General features: G+C 68.3%; 14 protein-coding genes. 8 read left to right on the top strand and 6 right to left on the bottom strand.

Annotated elements, in window-relative coordinates:
- Positions 1 to 29: 29 nt before the first annotated feature.
- Together AB0L70_RS35395 and AB0L70_RS35390 are read right to left on the bottom strand one after the other, a co-directional pair.
- Entirely contained in the window at positions 30 to 779 is a 750-nt protein-coding gene (locus AB0L70_RS35395) for a DUF4389 domain-containing protein (protein ID WP_363691184.1), read from the bottom strand.
- 302 nt (positions 780 to 1,081) lie between these two features.
- Positions 1,082 to 2,068, bottom strand: coding sequence for a GlxA family transcriptional regulator (locus tag AB0L70_RS35390; RefSeq protein WP_363691183.1), 987 nt, complete (start codon positions 2,066 to 2,068; stop codon positions 1,082 to 1,084).
- A gap of 97 nt (positions 2,069 to 2,165) precedes the next feature.
- Between AB0L70_RS35390 and AB0L70_RS35385 the strand changes: the two genes are divergently transcribed.
- Together AB0L70_RS35385 and AB0L70_RS35380 are read left to right on the top strand one after the other, a co-directional pair.
- Positions 2,166 to 3,527: a serine hydrolase domain-containing protein gene (locus AB0L70_RS35385; RefSeq protein WP_363691182.1), complete on the top strand. Its 1,362-nt coding sequence runs from the start codon at positions 2,166 to 2,168 to the stop codon at positions 3,525 to 3,527.
- 102 nt (positions 3,528 to 3,629) lie between these two features.
- Positions 3,630 to 4,574 carry an aminoglycoside phosphotransferase family protein gene (locus AB0L70_RS35380; protein WP_363691181.1) on the top strand — a complete coding sequence of 315 codons (945 nt, stop codon included), beginning with the start codon at positions 3,630 to 3,632 and terminating at the stop codon, positions 4,572 to 4,574.
- Between the two features lie 9 nt (positions 4,575 to 4,583).
- Here AB0L70_RS35380 and AB0L70_RS35375 read toward each other — a convergent pair whose 3' ends face one another.
- Together AB0L70_RS35375 and AB0L70_RS35370 are read right to left on the bottom strand one after the other, a co-directional pair.
- On the bottom strand, positions 4,584 to 5,177 hold the full coding sequence (locus tag AB0L70_RS35375) for a hypothetical protein (RefSeq protein ID WP_363691179.1): 594 nt from the start codon (positions 5,175 to 5,177) through the stop codon (positions 4,584 to 4,586).
- 114 nt (positions 5,178 to 5,291) lie between these two features.
- Positions 5,292 to 6,617 carry a PLP-dependent aminotransferase family protein gene (locus AB0L70_RS35370; protein WP_363691178.1) on the bottom strand — a complete coding sequence of 442 codons (1,326 nt, stop codon included), beginning with the start codon at positions 6,615 to 6,617 and terminating at the stop codon, positions 5,292 to 5,294.
- Positions 6,618 to 6,728: 111 nt separating this feature from the next.
- On the opposite strand from AB0L70_RS35370, the gene AB0L70_RS35365 reads away from it, so the two are divergent.
- Positions 6,729 to 7,535, top strand: a complete 807-nt coding sequence (locus AB0L70_RS35365; RefSeq protein WP_363691177.1) for an alpha/beta fold hydrolase — start codon at positions 6,729 to 6,731, stop codon at positions 7,533 to 7,535.
- Positions 7,532 to 8,296 (top strand): SDR family oxidoreductase, encoded by a 765-nt coding sequence (locus AB0L70_RS35360; RefSeq protein WP_363691176.1) that lies wholly within the window; start codon positions 7,532 to 7,534, stop codon positions 8,294 to 8,296. The genes AB0L70_RS35365 and AB0L70_RS35360 overlap by 4 nt, the downstream gene beginning before the upstream one ends.
- Positions 8,297 to 8,374: 78 nt before the next feature.
- Here the strand turns inward: AB0L70_RS35360 and AB0L70_RS35355 are convergent, their stop codons facing one another.
- Positions 8,375 to 12,376 carry a sugar-binding domain-containing protein gene (locus AB0L70_RS35355; RefSeq protein WP_363691175.1) on the bottom strand — a complete coding sequence of 1,334 codons (4,002 nt, stop codon included), beginning with the start codon at positions 12,374 to 12,376 and terminating at the stop codon, positions 8,375 to 8,377.
- Positions 12,377 to 12,566: 190 nt separating this feature from the next.
- Here AB0L70_RS35355 and AB0L70_RS35350 point away from each other — a divergent pair, with 190 nt between their 5' ends.
- The 3 genes from AB0L70_RS35350 to AB0L70_RS35340 are packed head-to-tail and all read left to right on the top strand — an operon-like array spanning position 12,567 to position 16,688.
- Positions 12,567 to 13,757 (top strand): Gfo/Idh/MocA family oxidoreductase, encoded by a 1,191-nt coding sequence (locus AB0L70_RS35350; RefSeq protein WP_363691174.1) that lies wholly within the window; start codon positions 12,567 to 12,569, stop codon positions 13,755 to 13,757.
- The gene (locus AB0L70_RS35345; RefSeq protein ID WP_363691173.1) at positions 13,757 to 14,905 is read left to right on the top strand and encodes a GDSL-type esterase/lipase family protein; all 1,149 of its coding nucleotides are present in this window, start codon (positions 13,757 to 13,759) and stop codon (positions 14,903 to 14,905) included. The genes AB0L70_RS35350 and AB0L70_RS35345 overlap by 1 nt, the downstream gene beginning before the upstream one ends.
- A 31-nt stretch (positions 14,906 to 14,936) precedes the next feature.
- The gene (locus AB0L70_RS35340; protein ID WP_363691172.1) at positions 14,937 to 16,688 is read left to right on the top strand and encodes a hypothetical protein; all 1,752 of its coding nucleotides are present in this window, start codon (positions 14,937 to 14,939) and stop codon (positions 16,686 to 16,688) included.
- Here AB0L70_RS35340 and AB0L70_RS35335 read toward each other — a convergent pair.
- Positions 16,623 to 17,543, bottom strand: coding sequence for a DMT family transporter (locus AB0L70_RS35335; RefSeq protein WP_363691171.1), 921 nt, complete (start codon positions 17,541 to 17,543; stop codon positions 16,623 to 16,625). The two genes, AB0L70_RS35340 and AB0L70_RS35335, sit on opposite strands and share 66 nt — an antisense overlap.
- A 97-nt stretch (positions 17,544 to 17,640) precedes the next feature.
- Here AB0L70_RS35335 and AB0L70_RS35330 point away from each other — a divergent pair, with 97 nt between their 5' ends.
- Positions 17,641 to 18,531 (top strand): LysR family transcriptional regulator, encoded by an 891-nt coding sequence (locus AB0L70_RS35330; protein WP_363691170.1) that lies wholly within the window; start codon positions 17,641 to 17,643, stop codon positions 18,529 to 18,531.
- Positions 18,532 to 18,902 lie beyond the last annotated feature (371 nt).

Genomic DNA, 18,902 nt, shown 5'->3' with positions numbered 1-18,902 from the left:
AGAGCCAGGCCGGAGGCGCGCCCTTGCGGTCAGCGCGCGGGATCGTGGATCGGGCTGGGCGTCGTAGCGCTGTGCGGTGGTGTGTCGTCTGGGGTGGCCGGTACGACGAGAGTGGGGTCGCTGCCGCCCATGTCGAGGCGGAAGGGCGGATAGACGTCGGTCATCAGGGCCGCATAGCCCGCAACCCGCAAGGCCCAACGGTTCATCCCGAGGATGATGTCGTACAGCGACCTGGGATAGGCACCGGTGAACCCGAGAATCACCGCCGCAATGATGACCAGGATGCCGACCAGACCGCCACCGCCACTGAGGTTCCACTGCCAATTGTCGGTCCGGTCAGCGGCCCAGGCGCCACCGCCGACGAAGACGCCGACGATGACGTAGTGCGGGATGGCGAGCAGCCACCACTTCACCAGCACCAGGCCGCGCGACAGCTGCGCCGGATAGTCGACCGACAGGTGCGCGGGATAGTCCTCGACCTCCTTCAGCGTGAACGGCGGGTACTTGTCCGTGCCGAGCGCACCGTAGGCGTAGTACGTCACCCGCCACGACCACCGCATCACACCGACGTTGTAGTCGAAGATCGCGCGCGGATAGCGACCGGTGAAGAGGATCGCGAAGAACGCGATGACCGAGCTGACCATGAAGCCGACCCACAAGAACGCCAGTACGACGTAATGCGGAATCACCAGCACCCACTTGACCAGCCAGAGCCACCTCGACGACTTCGGATCCACCGCGGCGTTCACGTGCACGGGATAAACCACAGACGATGCCACTACAACCATCTCCAGCAGACTTACGCAATGAGAGTGGAGATACCACTCTCGCCATTCGGGGTGGTGGTCATAACCGACTCGGCACTGGCTCCGTGCCCGCGCTCCAGCTCATGTTCGCCATGCGGAGTGACCCCCTTTGCAGGCAGCCCGAGACCCGGGACTGCCCATAGTCGTCTCCGACGGACACGCCTGAGACCACCACCGCATGCGTCCTGTTTGCTGCTCACCATCCTCTGCACACCAACCCCTGTCAACGTGGGTTCCCTGACGGTGCCGCTCGCGCGTAGACAGGGCAGCGAAGATCAGCTGGGGACCAGGGTGTTGCCGCGGAAGTGGTGACGATGGTCGCCGGGGGTGGTGTCGAGGCGCCTGCGGAACGTGCGGTTCATGGTCTCGGGGGTGCCGAAGCCACAGGTCCTGGCGATCTGTTCGATGGTTCTGTTGGTGGTCTCGAGGAGCCGGCACGCGGACTCGAGCCGGACGGCTTCGACGTGGTCTGCCGCGGTCGAGCCGACCTCGGCCTTGAAGACGCGGGTGAACTGTCGTTCGGAGAGGTTGAGCTGGCGGGCGAGCGCCGCCACCGACAGATCGTCGGTGAGGTGATCGCGCAACCAGGACAGGAGATCGCGAACCGGTTCGGTGTCGGCCGCCTGACCGGCCAGCAGCGCCGAGAACTGCGCCTGTCCGCCGGAACGCTGCAAGTAGACGACCAACTGACGTGCAACCGTGGCGGCGGCCTGGTGTCCGTGGTCGTCGGCGACGAGAGCCAGCGTGAGATCGATACCCGCGGTCACGCCTGCCGAGGTCCACACGTTGCCGTCGTGGACGTAGATCGCGTCGGGGTCGACGGTGACCTCGGCGTAGGTGTCGCCAAGGAGTCCGCACTCGGCCCAGTGCGTGGTTGCCCGTCGTCCCTCCAGTAGGCCGGCTGCCGCGAGTACGAACGCGCCGGAACAGACCGAGGTCACGCGGCGGGCATCAGCGGCGAGCCGCCGGACCTGGGCAAGGAGTTCAGTGTCCGCCACGGCGGCGTCCATATCGGCGCCGCCGGCGACCATCAACGTGTCGACGGGGCCGGTGACGTCGGCAATCGGGGAGGAAACGAACTCCAGCCCGCAACTGGCGTGCACCGGGCCACCCCGGGTGGTCACGACCTTGGTGCGGTAGTGGGCGACGGGAAGGTAGCGGGAGGCGCTGGAGAAGACCTCGAGAGGACCGGTGACGTCGAGGATCTGCGCCGAGTCGAAGGTCACGATGACCACGTCCCGCTCGAGAGCCGGCACGGTCATCGGGAGTCCATGTGTTGACAGTACGCCGCAGACCCGATGGCCGACATCGTCAACAAGCTGTCCTTGTGGCCGGCTCACCCCGGCCACACGCTGAGGTATGTCCCCGACGCAGCATCTTCTCCCCGACACACCCACTCCGCTCTCGTCCAACCCACGGCCACCGCCGGGCCGAGCCGTGGGCGGCCGCTGGCAAGACGTCGTACGGCGGCTGCTGGTCCGCGACTCGGCCTCGTTCGCTCGTGGCTGGGCTGGGAAGGTGCTGGTCGCGGTGGTCCTGATCGGTATCCCCACCACCATGGTGCTGTTCACGGTGACCGGCGGCGGGTACGGGCGGTACGCCGAGGACAGCTGGCGGGCGCTGCTCATGCTCGTCGTCCTGGCCGCGAGCTACCTCGCTTCCCGCCGCCTCCTCGTCACCGTGCTCATCGGAACGCTGACCGTCGCGGTCGTGTCCTGGGCGTTGTCCCCGAACCTGGCAGACACCCGCAACGGCGATGCCACGGTCCTGGCGCACTTGGACCACCAAGCCGGACAGGGCATGCTCGACGGCTACCACAGCGTCGCCGTCGCCGAGGTCGACCTGAACGCGGCCCAGCCGGTCCAGCTGGCCGGAATCGGCGCCGACGACACCACCCCGATGGAGATCGGATCGATCACCAAGGCACTGACAGGGCTGGTCATCGCAGACGCCGTACGCCGCGGCGAGATCCACATGGACGCGACAGTCTCCACCTATCTTCCCGAGCTGACAGGCTCAGCTGCCGGCGCCGCCACGATGCACGAGCTCGTCACCCACACCTCCGGGTACGCCGAATTCGGCGCCGCAACCGTCCGTCACGCTGCGTGGAAAGCACCGCTGGGCCGCAACTTCCTGAACACCGGCAGCGCCCAGCTGACCAAGGAAACCTGGAGCCAGACGCTGAACGGCCGCGGCCACTACGCATACTCCACACTCGGTTCGGCCGTTGCCGGCCAAGCCGTCGCCGCCGCAGCCCACCTCAGCTATGCGGACCTGATGCGCACGCGCCTGTTCGAGCCGCTCGGAATGACCCACACCGCCATCGAAACCGGCCACGCACTCGTCGCCGGCGGACGATCGCCGACCGGTCTCCCGGTCCAGCCATGGGTCATGAACGCCTACGCGCCCGGGGCAGCCGCGGTCTCCACCGTCGGCGACCTCGCCAAACTCGCCACCGCGCTCCTCGACGGAACCGCACCCGGCCTGGCCGCCCTGGAGCCCACAACCGCCACCGACCAGTCGAACACCCGCATCGGCAACTTCTGGCGGATCTCCACCTGGCAGACCGGCCAGACCATCACCTCCCACGGCGGCCAGACCGGCGGCTACGCGGCGTACCTCGGGCTCGACCGCACCCGGCGCACAGCCGTCATCGTCCTGTCCGACATCGCCAACGACGCCAGCGACCTGGGCACCCAACTCCTCGCCCACCGCCAGTAGACCTCCGGCTACCGCGGCAAACGGCGACCGTTAAATCTCCATATCCGAAGATTAAGCTAGGATGTCGGATTTGTAGATACCGTTCGTCCTCGGGAGTTCATCGTGCACGTCGACTGTTCGACCGCCACCATGCGCTGGGTCAAGGACCAGCTTGGCGACGGCGAGGAGATCACCGCGGTGGCCGAACTGCGCGGTGGGTGGACTTCGCGGATGCGCCGACTCGAGATCTCCGGCCCGCTTGGGACCCGGTCACTGGTGCTGCGCTCGTTCGTCAGCGACTTCTTCCGCGGGCACGCCGACGGCCTGCTCAGCCGCGAGGCCGCCGTACTCGAGCTACTGAAACCAACACCGGTGCCGGCCGCCGACCTGATCGCCGTCGATGCCGAAGGCAACTACTGCGACGACCCGTCCTTGCTGATGTCGATGCTGCCCGGCCGGGTTGAGCTCTCCGACGACGATCCCGCGCCGCGCATCGACCTGCTCGCCGCCCAACTGGTCGCCATCCATCGAGTGGAGATCGCTGACCACAGCAGGCCACGGACCTATCAGCCGTGGACGTCCGCAGAAACGGTGCGAGTGCCTGAGCGAACCAACCGCCCCGGCCTGTGGCGCCGTGCGATCGACGGTATCCGGCAGGAGCCGCCGCCGCACAATGCCTGCTTCCTCCATCGCGACTTCCATCCGGGCAACGTGTTGTTCGCGACGCAAGATGGAGAGCCTCGAATCAGCGGCGTCGTCGACTGGGTCGAGACCTCTTGGGGCCCGGCCGACCTCGATGTCGCACACTGCTCGACCGCACTCGCCCTGCTGCACGGCCCGGCGGCAGGGATGACCTTCGCCGACCAGTACGTCGCCGCCGGCGGAAGACTCGCCGCTGCTCCGGGCGACCACTTGTACTGGCGACTGCTCGACTCGCTGGCCTTCGCACCCGACGCGGAGAAGGTTGCCATGCCGTGGCGAGACGTGGGACGCAGCGATCTCACGCCCAGCCTGCTCGAGGGCCGTCTGGAAGACTATCTCGCCGCTGTCCTGGACCACTTCGGATGAACCTCGCGATCAGCTGAAGGTCACCACGAGGACGGCCACCGCGACCGCGGTGTCCAGAACCGCACAGAATTCGGCGAGCGAGCGCGAAACCACTCGTTGCGCCCGATGGTGCACGACGTCCCAACCCGCGTGCGCCAGCAGGGCGCCACTCACCAGCACTCCGGCCCAGACCTCACCGGCGCCTTCCGCGGGCAGAGCAACCGCGGCCAGAGCGAGCATCGCGGCCGCTTGCAGCGGCAATCCCCAGGTCGGCCGCACCGCGCCGCGAGCCAGTCCGTAGACAGACAGGACACCGACCAGGACGAGCATCCACCACGACGCCTTGAAGTCCGGCACGGCCAGACGGACGCCAACCAGTACGAACGTCACCAGAAACATCGGCCACGCCGCCGTACGCCGTTGCAGTGCCGCCGAGCCCAGGTACACAGCGCCCGAGGCAACCACTACGGGTGCCACATCGGAGCCGCTCGACGCTCCGGTCATAGTCAGCGCGGCCACAGCGGCGCCCGCGATCGATGGCCAGCGCCCACCCAACCAGCGCAGGGCTCCGGGCCGGCTTCGCAGTTCGTCCTCGTGCTGATCGGTCTCGATCGACGTCGTCATCATTATCCCCTTGATACGGTACGGGGGTATAGTATTACCTCGTCGTCGGTAGATGCACAAACCCTTTACCGCAACGCGAAACCTCACCGCTGGCGGATCCACGGCAGGATCTGCTCACTCGTGGTCGGTGTCGTCCGGGGTCGATCTCGCCAGCTCCACCAGGGTCTCCAGGGCCTGATCGAGGATCTCGATGGGCGGCGAGGCGAGCGCCAGTCGCACCGCGTTCGGCGCCTGGCCCGGGCCTACCGTGAAGGCCGCCGCCGGAGTGACCGCGATACCGCGTCTCGCGGCAGCGCCGACGAAGGTCTCCGCCCGCCACGGCGCCGGAAGCGACCACCACAGGTGGTAGGCGCGCGGGTTGACCTTGACGGTCAGACCCGCGAGCCGCTCGGCAGCGAGCCGCTGCCGCGCCTGCGCGTCGTCCAGCTTTGCCCGCACGATGGTCGCCACTGCCCCGTCCGCGATCCATCGCGTGGCGGCCGCCAGAGCGAAGGCGGGAGCCGTCCAACCACCCGACCGCACCGCGGACGACAGCCCACCCACGAGCCGACGGGGTGCGACCAGGAAGCCTGCCGTCAGGCCAGGCGCCAGTCGCTTGGTCAGGCTGTCGACCAGGATCGTGTGGTCCGGAGCCAAAGCGGCAAGCGGGGTCACCGCAGGCTCGAGGAATCCATTGACCATGTCCTCGATCGCCACCAGGTCCAGGTCGGCGAGCACGGCCGCCAGCTCGGCTCGGCGGTGCTCGGGCATGGTGATGCCCAGCGGATTGTGCACTGTGGGCTGGAGGTAAACAGCCCGTACGCCGGCCGCCCGTACGGCGGTGGGCTCGACGCCGTGGTCATCCATCGCCAGCGGCACCAGCGTCACGCCGAGCCGACCGGCGATGCCCTTCATGACCGGGTAGGTCAGGGCCTCGACACCGAGCCGCTCCCCGGGCCCAACCAGCGTCGCGACGGCCGCCGCGAGTGCTTGTCGCCCGTTTCCCGCGAACACGACGTGTTCCGCCCCTGGGCTCCAGTGCGGCCTGGTCAGCAGCGTTGCGGCCGCCTCCCGCGCTTCTTTCGTGCCTGTGACGGTTGCCGGACGCAACGCGGTCGCCAAAGCGTCCGGCCGGAGCAGTCCCTCCAGACTGGGCGCGAGGAGCTCCGCCTGGCCGGGCAGGATCGGGAAGTTCAGCTCCAGGTCGACGCCGGCGCGCGCCGGTTCGGCCAGCGCCTCGGTGGCCGGCTCAGCAGTGCGTACGAACGTTCCCCGGCCGACCTCGCCGACCACCAGGCCGCGGCGCACGAGTTCGCCGTACACCCTGCTGGCGGTCGACGCCGCGATCCCGCGGTCTCGCGCGAAGCGGCGCTGGGTCGGCAGCCGCTCCCCCGCCCGCAGCCGCCCGGCGGCGATGTCAGCGGCGACCAGATCCGCGATCTCCCGATAGGCCTGTGTCATTCCAGCTCCTCGAACCTCGCGATTGCACCGAGAGCAAGATTATCATTGATCCGAGGTTTCTCAGTGCATATCGTGGGGAGGTCAGTCCCCCCGATCCAAGGAGAAACAACGATGCCGACAGCATCGATCGGCGACCTCACCGTCGCCTACGACGAGGCGGGCAGCGGTGACCAGGCGCTGATCCTGGTGCACGGCCATCCGTTCGACCGCAGCATGTGGCGGCCCCAGCTCGAGCGGTTCGGCCGGCCGGGCCGCCGTGTGGTCACCGCCGATCTGCGCGGCTACGGAGCGACCTCGGTGGTCCCGGGTACGACGACGTTCGAGACCTTCGCGCGGGACGTGATCGGCCTGGCCGACCACCTGGGCATCGGCACCTTCGTCCTCGGCGGCCTGTCGATGGGCGGCCAGATCGTGATGGAGACGTACCGGCTCTTCCCCGAGCGCATCACCGGGCTGATCCTGGCCGACACCTCGGCGCAGGCCGAGACCCCGGCCGGCCGCACGATCCGGCACCAGATGGCCGACCGGCTGCTGACCGAGGGCATGGGTCCGTACGCCGAGGAGGTGCTCACCAAGATGGTTGCCCCCAGCAACGTCGCCACACTGCCCGAGGTGGCCGAGAACGTCATGCTGATGATGCTGGCGGCGCCGCCGGCCGGTGCGGCCGCCGCGCTGCGCGGCCGCGCGGATCGACCGGACTACCTGGAGACGTTGGAGGGCGCCGCCGTACCCACCCTGGTCGTCGTCGGCAGCGACGACGCCTTCACTCCGATCGCCGACGCCGAGCTGATGCACAAGACGCTGCCGGACTCGATCCTGGCCGTCATCGAGGGCGCCGCCCATATGCCGAATCTCGAGCGCGAGGACGAGTTCAACGCAATCCTGGACGCGTTCCTGACCTCGGTGGAGCAGCGGTGAGCGCGACTCCGCGCAAGACAGTCTTCGTCACCGGCGCGAGCAGCGGCTTCGGTGCCGCCATCGCCCGCCGGTTCGCCACCGACGGACACCGGGTCGTCGCGGCGGCGCGGCGCGCCGAGAAGGTCGCCGACCTCGCCGCCGAGCTCGGACCTGCTGTTCTGCCGATCACGCTCGACGTGCGCGACCGCGCGGCCGTCGCAGCCACCTTGACGAATCTGCCGGACGACTTCGCCGCCGTGGACGTCCTGGTCAACAACGCCGGTCTCGCGCTCGGGCTCGCACCGGCGCAGGAGGCCGACCTCGACCAGTGGGAGCAGATGATCGCGACCAACTGCACCGGGCTCGTAACCTGCACGCGCGCCCTGCTGCCGGGCATGGTCGAACGAGGCACCGGGCACGTCGTGAACCTCGGCTCTGTTGCGGGTAGCTACCCGTACCCGGGCGGCAACGTCTACGGGGCGACCAAGGCCTTCGTCCACCAGTTCAGCCTCAACCTGCGCAGCGATCTGCACGGCACGGGCGTCCGGGTGACCTCGATCGAGCCAGGGTTGTGCGGCGGCACCGAGTTCTCGGTGGTCCGCTTCGGCGGCGACGAGGAGAAGGCGGGCCACGTCTACGACGGCATGCAGCCGCTGACCGCGGACGACATCGCCGAGTCCGTGTACTGGGCCACCTCGCAACCCGCGCACGTCAACGTGAACACGATCGAACTGATGCCGGTGGCACAGAGCTTCGCGCCGTTCCAGATCCACCGCGCGTGAAAACAGCTCATCGGTACGCCGATCCCCGAAGGACCGCGGACCCGTTGATGGACGGGTCCGCGGCCTTGTCAGTTTTGCCTACTTTGCCGGGAAGCTCCGGCCGGTCAGCGAGCGGATCGCCTGCTCACCCGACTGACCGCGGAACCCCACGGCGTACTTGTACTGCTGGACGACTCCCGGAGCCGTCAGATCGACCGCACCGAGAGTGCTCGTGGTGAGCACCCGGGTCCAGCCCTGGCCGGCATCGGTCCAGGTGGTGATGTTGTTGCCGTCGACAACAAATGCCCATTTGCCGCCCTTGACGATCGGCGGCCCGGCGGCGCAGCAGGACCCCTGCAGCCGACCGTCGACGACGACGTCGATCCCGCCGGTGCCGTTCTCACCGGTCCAGGCCGCGATGTAGTTGCGCGCGTCCTTGACCAGACCGATGAACAAGGCATCCATCACCGGGCTGTGACCGACGAAGTTCTCCGGTGAGATCGCCACGACCGCCTTGGGACTGAGCGGTCCGGACTTGTGGGTGACGTAGCTGTAGTACGCCGGTTCCGCGGTCGCCCGCAGGAGTCCGCCGCCGAAGCTCAGCTGCGGCTTGATCTCGCCACTCGACGGTTCGAAGGTGACGTAGTCGCCCGAGGTGTCGGTGTCGAACTCGTCCTCCACGCCGACAACCGGGAACGCCTCGGGCCGGAACCTCACCTCCTGCACCCCACGGGCCTGAACGGCCTTCCGGACACCATTGTCGGTCCACAGCGCTGTTCCGACCGCCTCGGCCACGATGCCCGGCACCACGTCCTCCGGTGCCTGCACCTGGAAGGCAACGTGGGTGTAGGCGGCCGGAGCCAAGTTGGCCACCGTGGCGGGCCCGATCGGCGTAGCGGTCCAACCCGCCGGCAGATCGAGCTTCGCGCGGACGTCACGTACGGTCCGCGTCGTGTCGTTCACCACCGACACCACGGCCACGCCCGCGTTGTTCGCATCGAGGGCCGCAGGAGCTAGCGATACCCCCGGCCGATCGGTCACCGTGGCCCGCGGCTTCGGCACGACCGTGGAGACCTTGCCGGCCACTACCCGCGGCGGAGCACCTTGTACGCCGGCGTGCAGACCGAAGACCTGCAGACCACCGCCGTCGGAACTGAGCCTGATCCGGACCTTGTCCTTGCCCGCGGGGACCGGGATCGCGACCTGGTAGCCGTAGTGGTTGGCGTCGCCGCGCCCGTACCGGCCGTGCGCGCGGGCCGCGATGCCGAGCGGATCCCACGGGTCGTCCGGCAGGACTTCCGATCGAACCGCTCGCCCGTCGACACTGACGGTCAGCTTGGTCGGGAACTTGCGCGCCCCGGTGGGCCTGATGCCGTCGGTGACGCCTGGCGCCTCGTTCGAGGACGCCTCGAGCAGCAGGGTGCCGCCGGAGCGCGGGACGGTCGCGTCGTACTCGAACCAACCGCGTCCGACACCGAGGATCTGCTGCGAGCCGCCCGCGACGTCGACCTTCGAGCCACCGGACCACGACTGCGCGACCGGCTTGGTCGGATCGAAGGCACCGTCCTCGGGCCGGCCGTCGTCGAAGCTGAGCAGATTCTCGGCGACGGTCTTCCCGCCGGCCTCGAGCCAGACCCAGACGTAGCCGGTCCGCAGGTTCTCCGGCACCCGGACCTGCACCGTCCCGGCGTCGGTGACCTGGTACTGCAGCGGCGCTACCACCTTCGACCCGCCGATCAGTGGGTCGACCCACTTCCCTTCTCGGTTGCTTCCGGCAACCTTCCAGCGCAGGGTCGCCTTGCGCAGGTCGAGGTCGCTGAAGTGGCTCAGCTTCACCGGCAGCGAGATCTCGTCGCCGGGCGTGATGCTCGCCCGGCTGTCCCGGACGATCGCGACCATGTCGTCACCGTGCACCAGCTCGGACCCGACCAGCCGGCCGTTGTGATCCTTGAACAGCGTTCCCCGATCCTGCCGGTCGTAGCTGAACGGGCTGACGATCTCGTCCTCCTGGTCGGCCACCTGCACGCCGCTGTACCCGGCCGACTTGGGCAGCGCGCGGACAAGGCTCATGTTGGTGAGCTGCTCGCCGGTGTTGAAGGCCATCTCGCTCATCAGCCAGGGCTGACCGGCCTGCACGCCCTCGTCGAAGTTGCGCTTCGACCCCGGCACGAGCTCGTCGGAGAATGTCTTCACGTACGGCGCGAGCTCGTCGTACCCGCCGTACCCGGCGTGGATGTCGTTGATGTCGGTCGCACCGGTGTGGCCGTTCTCGCAGCAGGCCGAGTTGTCGTCGACCAGGACGCCGGGGAACTGCTGGTGGGTGAGCGCGACCAGGTCCTTGATGTACGGGATCGCGGCAGGCATCAGCGGACTCGGTCCGCCGGCCACTCCCCAGCCCTCGTTGAACAGGTTCCAGATCACGATCGAGGGGTGGTTACGGTCCCGGGCCAGGCTGCTGCGCAGCGCCGTCTCGAAGTAGCCCTTGGCCCCCTCGCCGTAGGCCGCCCGGCCGAAGTTCGGCATCTCGTGCCAGACGAGCAGCCCGATCTTGTCGGCCCAGTGGTAGTACGACGGCTCGAACAGCTTGACGTGGCTGCGGACCATGTTCAGCCCGAGTTTCTGGACGGCGCGCAGGTCGTACAGGACCGATCCGCGGCCGGGGTTCGCCGCCGTGCCGGTGACCAGATCGGCTCCGGTGACCTCACCCGTCGGCGTGTGGATGCCCCACGGGTTGTAGCCCTGGTCGAGCGTTCCGCGCAGGTAGATCGGCTGGTTGTTCAGCCAGATGTACTGGTAGTCGCCGTTCGAGCCCGGCGCGGCCCGGCGCTCGATCGACCGCAGGCCGAAGGTCGCCCGGACGCCGTCGCGATGCGCGCCTGCGGAGCTGACGGTCACGTCGGCCTGGTAGAGGTTGGGCTTGCCGATGTCCCAGAGCTTCGGCTTCGCGATCGGCAACCTGAGCCGCGCGTGGCCGTCGACGACCGGCGCCTGGCCGGTGGCGACCCGGTGTCCGGACGGGTCCGTGACGACCACCGTCGCCCGGTCGGCCGCGCCCGCGACCGGTACGTCGACGTCGACCGCTGCCGTCGAAGGCGTCCGGGAGGTGCCGCTGAAGGTGACCACCGGGTTGAGACCGACCTCGCTGATCGTTGCCTCGGACACCGGTTCGATCCAGACCGACTGCCAGATCCCGCCGGAGTTGGTGAACCGGTCCCGGCGACCGATCAGCCGCTCCTGCGCCTGGTCGACGACGGGAGCGACGACCTTCACCGCGAGCGTGTGCGTCGAACCCGGCGCCAGTTTGCCGAGGTCGATGCGCAGCTCGGAGTCACCGGTCTCGGTGAACGGCTGCACCTGCTGACCGTCCAGCCAGACCGCCGATCCCCAGTTCGTGGCACCGATCCGCAACCGCGTGCCCTGCCCCGCGAAGGAGGCCGGCACCGTGAAGCTGCGGCGGTACCAGACCGCTCCGGTGTACGCCGCGAAGGCGCCGCGGTAGACGTCGTCGGTCGCGAGGTCCTGCTCACCGAAGGCGGCCAGCGACTGGTAGGAGAACGGCACCTGGATGGCCTTGCCCAGCGGTGATCCCGGGGTTCCGGTGCCCTGGGGATCGAAGTCGAACGACCAGGTGCCGTTGAGGCTCAGCCATGATCGCGCGCCGAACGGTCGCCGGTCGGCGTCAGGCCGGGGGTACTCGGCTCGCGGCGGCTTGTTCTGTCGGGCCAGCCGCATCGTCGCGACACCCGAGTCGGGAGTGACCACCGACGTGAACGAGTAGCCCTCCTTGGCGGCGATCACGGACGGGCTACCGGACGGGACCTCGGTGAGCGAGAACGTCCCGTCCGCACTGCTGACGGCGTACCGATCGGTCCGGGCGGCATGCACCGAAGCGCCGGCCACTGCCCGGCCGGCGCTGTCGAGGACCTTGCCGCGAACGGTTCGTGGCGTACCACTGACGACCGCGGGCGCGATCGCCGGCGCGGCACTCGTCCGCGCGGCGCTGGGCGCCGGCGGTGGCTGGGACATAGCGGGGGTGGACAACGTGAGGACGAGCGGTACGGCGGCGAGCAGCGTGATCGCCGGTCTGAGCAGCATGCGCATGACGGCTCCGATCGTGGCGGGCGAACGAGGCAGGACAACTCATCGCGCAAGCCGGCACCGCGCTGCCGAACGAACTCCCGGCGGCGTCTTGTGCGACCTCGCGCTCTGGGCTTAAATTCCCTAATAACGGGATCCTGAAGATAGATTCGCGATATCGAAGATGTCAACACCGTACGCGAGGGGAGAATCGGTGACAGAGATACGGATGGCCGTGGTCGGGCTGGGCCCGCGGGCCACGGGAACGTGGATCCCGTTGCTGCGGCAGGTGCCCGGATTCCGCATCGTCGCGGTGCACGATCCGCTGGAAGTGCGGACCGATCGGGCAATGGAGCTGATCGACGACGCCACGGTCACGCGGCATGAGAGCTGGGACGACGTACTGGCCGACCCGGCTGTCGACGCCATCGCCCTGACCGTGCGCTGCCGTGAGCAGGGCGCGATGGCCGCCGAGGCGCTGGAGGCCGGAAAGCACGTACACGCAGAGGTTCCGGCGGCACACAGCATCGAGGACTGCTGGCGGATCGCCCTGGCCGCGGAGCGCAGCGGCCTGGTGTACCAACTGGCCGAGCAGACCCGGTACTGGGGATTCGTGGACGCCTGGCGCGAACTGCGCGAGTCCGGCCGGCTGGGCACTGTCACCCTCTGTGAAGCGCAGTACTTCCACTACCACCCGGAGGGCATGTTCATCGATCCGCGCACCGGCGACGCGATCGGGCCCCAGGATCTCGCCGACCACCCGGACGCCATCGCGTCCTGGACGCAGGACATGCCGCCGATCCACTACCTGCCGCACTCGCTCAGCCCGATGCTCAAGGTGCTCGACGACCGGGTCGTCGAAGTAGTTGCCATGAGCACCGAGTCGCCGTCGCTGGTGCACCCCGAGCTGACCCAGCCCGATCTGCAGATGGCGCTGATGAAGACCCGGCGCGGCACGATCCTGCGGATGGCGACCAGTTTCGTCCAGCCACACCCGGACGGGAACTGGCACTGGTACCAGGTCAGCGGTACCGCCGGCCACGTCGAGTGGAAGCGGTCGGTCAAGGACTCGCCCCGGATGTGGCTGGCCGGCCAGCAGATGCACGATCTCGCCGAGGTCGACTGGCGCTACGAGCGCACCGACGCGCCGCGCGGGGCTCGCGGCAGCGGGCACGGTGACGCCGACTACTACACCCAGGTCGCGTTCCGGGACGCCGTACTGGGGACCAGACCGCCCGAGTTCGACGTGTACGCCGCACTGGAGACCGCGGCTCCCGCGATTCTCGCCGCGACCTCGATCGAGCGCGGCAGCGTCCCGCTCCGGGTTCCAGACTTCCGGCCAGGCCCCGATCGGGCCGCCGGTCAGGACCTCAGCACCACCCCGCCCCATCCGAAAGGAACATGATGCGATTCCGCCCAACCGCTCTCGCCCTCGCTCTCACCGTCGTCGCCGGCCTGGCCGGTCAGCAAGCCGTCCACTCGGCCGATTCCCACCGCCCGAAACCGCACGCCCCGCAACTCCTCGGTGACGTGGTACCGGTGGGAACCGGCACGCCCGTCAAGCTGATGCCGCTGGGAGACTCCAACACCGAGGGCGTCGACGTCGTCTACGAGGGCTACCGCGGTGACCTGTGGCACCTGCTCACCAGCGACGGCCGCCCGGTCGACTTCGTCGGCTCGCTCAGCGCCGGCGCCGCGAACCTGCCCGACAGGAATCACGAAGGCCACGGTGGCTGGACGATCCAGGGCATCTACGACAACGTGATCGGCTTCATGAACGCCGCGCACCCCGACGTCATCACGCTCCAGATCGGCACGAACGACATGAACACCGAGGAGCTGGTGGCCGCGGCCCCGGGCCGGCTCGCCGCGCTGATCGACCGGATCGGCCAGACCGACCCGAAGGTGAAGCTGTTCGTCACCACCATCCCGCCGATCGTCTCCGAACTCGGGCAACGCCGGGCGCAGGGCTACAACGCCACCATCGCGCCGATCGTCGAGCAGCGCAGGCGGGCCGGGCAGAAGGTCGCGTTCGTCGACACCGGCTCCGGTTACGTCCAGCCGCACGACTTCGGTGACCCGGTGCACGTCCTGTACGGCGCGGCTTCGAAGGGCGCACTGCGGTGGTACGACGCCCTCACCGGCCAGACCTCCACCCGCTACGAGGCCGAACAGAACTCCACCGCGACGGTCGTCCATGCGCAGCGCGACACGAACTACTCCGCGTCCGGTGGCACGAAGGTGGGCAACATCGACTACGCCGACAGCTCGGTGACCTTCAAGGTCAACGCCGCCGCCGCAGGTAAGTACCGCGTCCACCTGCGCGGCGCGAACGGTACGGGCACGACCTGTACGCACAACTTCTCCGTGAACGGCGGTACGGCGAGCACCGTGTCCTACCCGTCGTACGGCACCACACTGGAGCACTGGCGGATGTGGAGCATGCAGAAGGTCGACATCAGGCTCCCGGCCGGACCGAGCTCCCTCAAGATCACCAAGGGAACCTGCTCCGCCGAGCTCGACTCGCTGGACCTGACCGGACCGAAGAACTGACGTTCGTCGTCCCAGAACGGATCTGATTGCTATGACCTTTGCAGTTCTCGTCCGCAGCGGCGGCCGGGCCGGGCGCTACGGGCACTACCTCGCCGAGATCTGTCGCGGCGAAGGCCTGGTCGACCATGAGGTGCTCGATCTCGACACCGTGACCACACCACTGCCGGAGCTGCTCCAACGCTTCTCCGCGATTGTCGTCTCGGCAGGCGGTGTCCACAGGGCCGAAGCCGATGCCCTGCACAACTATGTCTCTGCCGGTGGAGGTCTGGTCCTCGTCCAGCCGTCCCGACTGCTGGCTGAGCGATTCGGCTTCGACCCGGCCGACCGGACTGTCAATCCGGCGTACGTCGGCATCGATCGATCGCACCCGATCACCGCGGGGTTCGATCCGCACCCCGTCCAGACGCACGTAACGGTGGACCTGTACGCCAGAGTCCCACCGGGTGAGGCTGTGGCCACCGTCTGGCTCGATGCCACCACGACGTCCCCGCACCACGCGGTCACCCGGCTCGACGTGGCAAGGGGGCAGGTGGTCGTCTTCCACTACGACCTGCCCCGGGCGGTCGCGCGTCTGCGGCACGGCGATCCGGATCGGGTCGGCAGCCGGAGCCTGGGCTTCCTGCCCTACCGGCAGGCGGACCTTCTCGAAGGCCACGTCGATCGCTCCTGCTGGCACCTGCCCCAGGCCGAGATCCATGGCCGGCTGCTCGTCAACGCGATCACAGCGGTGTCGACCGCACCTGTGCCTCGCTGGTGGTACTACCCGGACGCGGCGATGACAACGCTCGTCATCCAGGACTCCGACGACGATTGGTCGACCAAGGAGCAGTTCGACCAGATCCTCGCCTCGGCGGACGAATTCGAGTTCCACGACACCTTCTACCTGATGCTCGGCAACCGGCCGACGGTCCTGACCGACAGCGACGTCGCAGACCTCCGCGCCTCGGGACACTCGTTCGGCATCCACCACGACGCCCTCGAGGACTGGGCCGAGGGCGAGGACCAGGAACTGGTGATCGAACAGATCGTCCGCCGGGACGTCGCGGAGTTCGAACGGCGCTTCGGTCGCCGGCCACTGGTCAATCGCAACCACTGCCTTGTCTGGCAGGGGTACGTCGACCTCGCCCGGCTCTGGTCCGAACTGGGAGTCCGGATGGACTTCAACGCCCAGGGCATGGGCGACGCCTGGCTCAACTACACCAACGGCTCGTCCAGGCCGCTACGGTACGTCGACCTGGACGGCACCGTGATCGACACCTACCAGCAACCCACCCAGGTGTTCGACGACCTGTCGCTGGTGGAGCGGTTGGGTGGCGACCCCGACAGCGAGGCGGCCGCTGTCGCCGACCATCTACGGTCCCAGATGCAAGCCGGACACGGTCCACTCTCGATGCAGTCCCATCCCGTCTCGTTCGCGACGTACAGCGCGAAGTTCTTCCGCGCGGTCTGGCGGGCGGCCCGAGCCCTGGGCGTGCAGATCTGGAGCGCGGAGGAATGGGCCCGGCACACCCTGGCGAGAGATTCCTCGACCGTCCGCAGCCAATCGGACCAGCGATCCTGGACCGTCACCGCCCGCGGCATCCATGGCCGGTCGACCTTGATGATCCCCGTCGCCGGGACTGACCCGGCCCCGGCCGCAGTGGTCGACGGCCACCGCGTCCTGACCCACCCGATCGTCATCCACGGCATCACCTACCTGCCGATCCCGCTGGAAGCGTCAGAAGCAGGAATCGTCCACTCCGTGACTCTTGAGGGAGACTCCCCTGCTCTGAGACAGCACTGAACGTCGGCTCTGGCGGGTCAGCGCGACGCCGGCGAGCACGACGGCCATGCCTGCAAGGAGACGCGGGCTCACGTGCTCACCCAGAAAGGCGGCGCCGAGCGCGACCGACACGACCGGGACCAGATAGCCAACGGTCGCTGCAGTGGTCGCGCCCTCGTCGGCGATGATTCGGTAGTTGAGGTAGAACGAAACGCCGGTGCCGCACGTCCCCAGGACCGTCACAGCGATCAGTACGGACGGAGCTGCCTGCACCGGCGTCAGCCCACCCAGAGGAAGAGCCAGTGCGCTGAGCCCTGCTGCCAATGCCAGTTGACTCGCTGCCAAGGCAATGGTCGCCGTCGACTTTCCGACCAGATAACGGGCCATGTAGACGAAGCCGACCGCTTGGCTCGCCGCCGCTCCAAGGAGCGCGAGAGCGCCCCAACCGTCGACGGCACCATGGCGCCAGGGAGCGAAGATCAGCAAGGTCCCGGCGAATCCGAGCAGGACGCCACCGAGCCTGGCCCGATCGGAACGGAGCACGAACCCGATCGCGGCGGTCCACAAGGGATTCGTCGCGGCCAGCACGCCGGCGACTCCCGAGTCGACAGTTCGTTCTCCGAGCGCATACAGAGTGAACGGCGCGACATTGCAGAAGAACGCGGCCACCCCGAGATGCAGCCACGCCGATCGGCCCCGCGGTACGCGCTGGCTTGTGCAGAACGCGAGTACCAACAAAGCGGCCGCGCCGAGCACGCACCGGGCCAGCGTGATCTGTACGGGCGTCAGTCCGGCCAGCGCCACTTTGATCCAGAGGAAGCCCGATCCCCACAACAGCGCGAGAGCGCCCATCCGGACCGGCGTACCGCTGACCATCTGAACGCCTCTCCGCTCCCTTGTGCTCGTCCCACCCTCGCCCGGCACACTTCGCAGGACAAGTGAAAAGTTCCGCACGACCGTTAAGGTCACCTTCATGCTCGATGTACGGAGAATGCAGATCCTGCGAGCGGTGGTCAGCAGCGGATCGGTCACGGCAGCCGCGGGGAACCTCGGGTACACGCCGTCCGCGATCAGCCAGCAGATCGCGACGCTGGAGAAGGAGGCCGGCATCGCCTTGCTCGAACGCGTCGGGCGTGGCGTCCGGCCGACCGCCGCCGGGCGGCTGCTGACCGAGCACGCCGCCGTCATCGGCCAGCAGGTCGCCGACGCGGAAACCGCACTCGCCGAGCTGCGCGCCGGGCGGACGGGCCGGCTGACCGTCCGATACTTCGCCACCGCCGGATCCGCGCTGATGCCGCCGGCGATGGCACGGTTCCGCCGCGACTTTCCGGCAGTCCACGTCGACCTCAAAATCGTCGATCCGGACGATCCACTCGTCGAGGTGGAACGCGATCGAGCCGACCTCGCGATCGTGGTCCGGCCGGCGGAGCGGCCGCGTCCCGGTATCCGGCTCGTGCATCTGCTCGACGATCCGTACCGCGCCGTACTGCCGAGAAAACACCGCCTGGCAGCGAAACGCGTGATCGACCTGACCGACCTCGCGGACGAACCCTGGGTGAACTGCGAGCAGGCCGGGGCCTGCCTGGACACGGTCCTCGACGCCTGCGCGGCGGCCGGATTCACCCCCCGCATCGACGTCGAGAGCGACGACTACGCCAGCGCCCAGGCTTTCGTCGCCGCCGGCCTCGGCATCAGCCTCATGCCCCAGATGGCCCTCGGCAGCCGTCCACCCGGCATCGTCATCCGCCCGGTCCGCCACCCCGAACCCATCCGCCCCATTTACGCCGCCCTCCGCAACAGCGCGGCAGCCAACCCACCCGTGACCTACCTCCTCGAGGCCCTCCAGGAAGCCGTGCGTTGCTAGTGGCAACGAGCGTGTCCGGCACTTGTTCCGGTCAGGGCCGTTTTAGCCGACGCCGCAGGCGGACGGCTCGCCGGCGTGGTGTCGTGGCGGGGAACTAGTTTAATTAGGCAACCACTTCGGGTCGTTGCCTAATGCATCCGATGAGGCGTTGACAGCGTGTGATCCTTCACCTAACGTCTGAGATTAGTTACGAATTGTGATCGGCAGGACGGGCCTTGGACGGCTGTCGCCGATCGAACGGGGTGCGAACACGCCATCAAGGTGGCGGGACCTGCATGGTCCTGCTGCTCGTGGCGGTCTGCCCGATGTCCTGTTACCGGGCCTGGACCCGCCTGGATCGCTCGATGTCGTTCCTTACGACCGCGGATCCT

This window comes from Kribbella sp. NPDC051952 (assembly GCF_040680855.1).
In the GTDB taxonomy this organism is placed as follows: Bacteria; Actinomycetota; Actinomycetes; order Propionibacteriales; family Kribbellaceae; genus Kribbella.
This window is presented reverse-complemented; position numbering and strand designations above follow the sequence as displayed.

Bases quoted from the DNA above. Each gene is read 5' to 3' on its own strand.
- AB0L70_RS35390 (WP_363691183.1), bottom strand. From the start codon at position 2,068: ATGACCGTGCCGGCTCTCGAGCGGGACGTGGTCATCGTGACCTTCGAC.
- AB0L70_RS35385 (WP_363691182.1), top strand. From the start codon at position 2,166: ATGTCCCCGACGCAGCATCTTCTCCCCGACACACCCACTCCGCTCTCG.
- AB0L70_RS35375 (WP_363691179.1), bottom strand. From the start codon at position 5,177: ATGACGACGTCGATCGAGACCGATCAGCACGAGGACGAACTGCGAAGC.
- AB0L70_RS35370 (WP_363691178.1), bottom strand. From the start codon at position 6,617: ATGACACAGGCCTATCGGGAGATCGCGGATCTGGTCGCCGCTGACATC.
- AB0L70_RS35365 (WP_363691177.1), top strand. From the start codon at position 6,729: ATGCCGACAGCATCGATCGGCGACCTCACCGTCGCCTACGACGAGGCG.
- AB0L70_RS35355 (WP_363691175.1), bottom strand. From the start codon at position 12,376: ATGCGCATGCTGCTCAGACCGGCGATCACGCTGCTCGCCGCCGTACCG.
- AB0L70_RS35345 (WP_363691173.1), top strand. From the start codon at position 13,757: ATGCGATTCCGCCCAACCGCTCTCGCCCTCGCTCTCACCGTCGTCGCC.
- AB0L70_RS35340 (WP_363691172.1), top strand. From the start codon at position 14,937: ATGACCTTTGCAGTTCTCGTCCGCAGCGGCGGCCGGGCCGGGCGCTAC.
- AB0L70_RS35335 (WP_363691171.1), bottom strand. From the start codon at position 17,543: ATGGTCAGCGGTACGCCGGTCCGGATGGGCGCTCTCGCGCTGTTGTGG.
- AB0L70_RS35330 (WP_363691170.1), top strand. From the start codon at position 17,641: ATGCTCGATGTACGGAGAATGCAGATCCTGCGAGCGGTGGTCAGCAGC.